General features: G+C 46.2%; 3 protein-coding genes. 2 read left to right on the top strand and 1 reads right to left on the bottom strand.

The window, feature by feature from the left end; translation table 11 throughout:
• The coding region (locus tag V3S16_RS10465) for a PAS domain S-box protein (RefSeq protein WP_413884679.1) at positions 1-1,083 on the bottom strand (1,083 nt) is incomplete at its 3' end.
• 64 nt (positions 1,084-1,147) lie between these two features.
• Between V3S16_RS10465 and V3S16_RS10470 the strand changes: the two genes are divergently transcribed.
• A complete protein-coding gene (locus tag V3S16_RS10470; protein ID WP_413884681.1) occupies positions 1,148-1,801 on the top strand; it encodes a class I SAM-dependent methyltransferase in 654 nt (217 codons plus the stop codon).
• Positions 1,802-1,947: 146 nt separating this feature from the next.
• On the top strand, positions 1,948-2,323 hold a 376-nt coding region (locus V3S16_RS10475; protein WP_413884683.1), incomplete at its 3' end, for a polymer-forming cytoskeletal protein.

Below are 2,323 nucleotides of genomic sequence, written 5' to 3' on the forward strand. Positions count from 1 at the left end.
AACTATGCGGCTTTGCGCCTTTACGGTTTCCGGTATCTTTTGGTTGCCCATAATAAGGTTGCCGAACCCGATTATGGAAGTAAGCGGCGTGCGAAGTTCGTGGGAAATGTTTGCCATGAAAGTGGATTTCGCCCTGCTTGCTTTTTCGGCCTTTTCCTTTGTGGCGATCAGCTCTTTTTCCTTTTTCTTCTGGTCGGTAATGTCGTGCGCGACGTGCCAATTGCCGATGACGTTTCCTTTCCTGTCGAACCTGGGCCAGGAGGAAATGTGGAAGTACTTTTCGCCGAATGCCGTTTTAAAAACCGCCTCTCCGCCGGAGAAGCTCGTGCCGCACGCCTTGGAATTATTTATTTCCGACCGGCTGCGGTAGTCAGTAAGCAGCGATCCGAACGGCCTGCCAATCCATTCGGACACGTCATGCCCGGTTGAAAGAGTGAACTGGGGGTTAATGTCCACTATCATGTGATATTCATCGGTCTTGAACATTATATCGACGGAACTTTCAAACAGCTCGCGGTGCTCGGCCTCCGAATTCTTCAGCCGCATTTCGAGCCGCGCCCTGTCGTAAACAAGGGCTGTCCCGCAGGCCATTGCGGAAAAAATGTTCAGTCTGTTTTCTGTAATCCGGGAATTTTCTTTTTCGAACCCCGTGTTCAATGTTCCTATCGCACTGTTTCCGACGATCATCGGAACGAAAAGGGCCAACGATATGCCTTGGTCCTCCATCGCCTTTCTTTCGGCGGGCGATAAATCTTTTTCGCCCGATTTCTGTATTACAGAGGTTTTTTCAATTATTGCCTTTCTAAGGCCGGGCATATCTTCGAGATCAAAGGTAGCGGGGAGGATTCCTTCCACGATCTCTACTTTTCCTTTTTTGCCGGCTCTTTTCACCGAGATTCCCGACGTTCCTTTAGTAGTATCCGCGTCAGCGACCACAAAAGAACAGCAATCCGCCTCGCCTGATTCAACTATCATGATTGCCGCCCTTTTAAGGATATCGTCAAGACTCCCTGCTGGATCGAGGGATATGGCGCTAAGCCGCAAAGCAAGGGACATTGCCCTGCTTTCCTGTTTCGCATTCATCTAATAGAAAATCCTCACGCTAATTTGATATCCTGATTATACGTAAAATTATTTGGAATCAAAAATGGCTGTAAAACATTTACAACGTCTCGTTAGGGACAGGGAGTACAAAAAGCAACACGTATTCTACAAAAACGCTTATGTTGAAAACTGCATTCCCTGGGCAAATGGCGGGAGGGCCGCCCCTTTCTTGTGGAAGGCCCTAAGGAAAATAAAACAACGCCTTACCCTTAAACGGGCATTGGATTTCGGCTCGGGGGAAGGACGCAACTCGGTTGCAATCGAGCGGTGCGGACTGAAGGTAATCGGAGTTGAATACCAGCAAAAAGCCCTGAAAATAGCGCAAGGAAAGGGCCTGAAAAACATCCTTTATGTAAGAGGCGATATATACAGAATTCCGTTAAAACCCGATTCGTTTGACGTTTTAGTTGATTACGGCGTTTTTCACCATATACGCCGAAAAGATACAAAAGACTATTTGGACCTTATAGACTCGTTGCTTGTGTCCGGCGGATTCTACCTTCTTTCGTGTTTTGCATCGAACTTCAAACACGGTAACGGCAAGGTGTACAAGCGGGGATTCGTGTCGCACAAAAACCACTACGACCGCTTTACATCGAAAACCGAATTGAAAAAGGTGTTCGGAAAGTCCTTCGAAATATTAGAAATTGAAACCGACAAAGACCGTTTTTTGCATTTGCTGGCCCGCTTGAAATAATAGAACTGATTGAATTTCTTTAACTATTAATTGTGTATTATGAATGTGCTATTGCCGCACAATGTAAACTTGACTTAAAACCTTTAGAAATATAGCCTTAGAGGATGAAGGATGAAATAAACTCTTACTTTGGAGAAGGAATTCGTATGCGCGGGGTGTTGCGTTTTAAGGGTGCGCTTCGCTTCGACGGCAATTTCCAGGGAGAGATTGAAACAAGCGACACCCTGATAATAGGCAATACCGGTACTATCCACGCTAAAATAGATACGGGTTCGCTCTTCAACATGGGCCAGATTGTTGGAAACGTAAAAGCGGCCAGAAAAGTATCTATTTTTTCCAACAGCAACCTTACCGGAAATATCGACACGCCTGTCTTTGTAGCGGAGGAAGGCGCGATTTTCAAGGGGAGCTGTATGATGCCATCCACTCCCCCGAAAAAATCTTCATCAAAGGATATATCGGTTAAAAGCGGGGCTTTGGCGAAAGACTACCAGACTTATCTTCCTAAAACAGAGGGAATTG

Source organism: Candidatus Desulfatibia sp., assembly GCF_036446775.1.
In the GTDB taxonomy this organism is placed as follows: domain Bacteria; phylum Desulfobacterota; class Desulfobacteria; order Desulfobacterales; family UBA11574; genus Desulfatibia_A.

Bases quoted from the DNA above. Each gene is read 5' to 3' on its own strand.
- V3S16_RS10470 (WP_413884681.1), top strand. From the start codon at position 1,148: ATGGCTGTAAAACATTTACAACGTCTCGTTAGGGACAGGGAGTACAAA.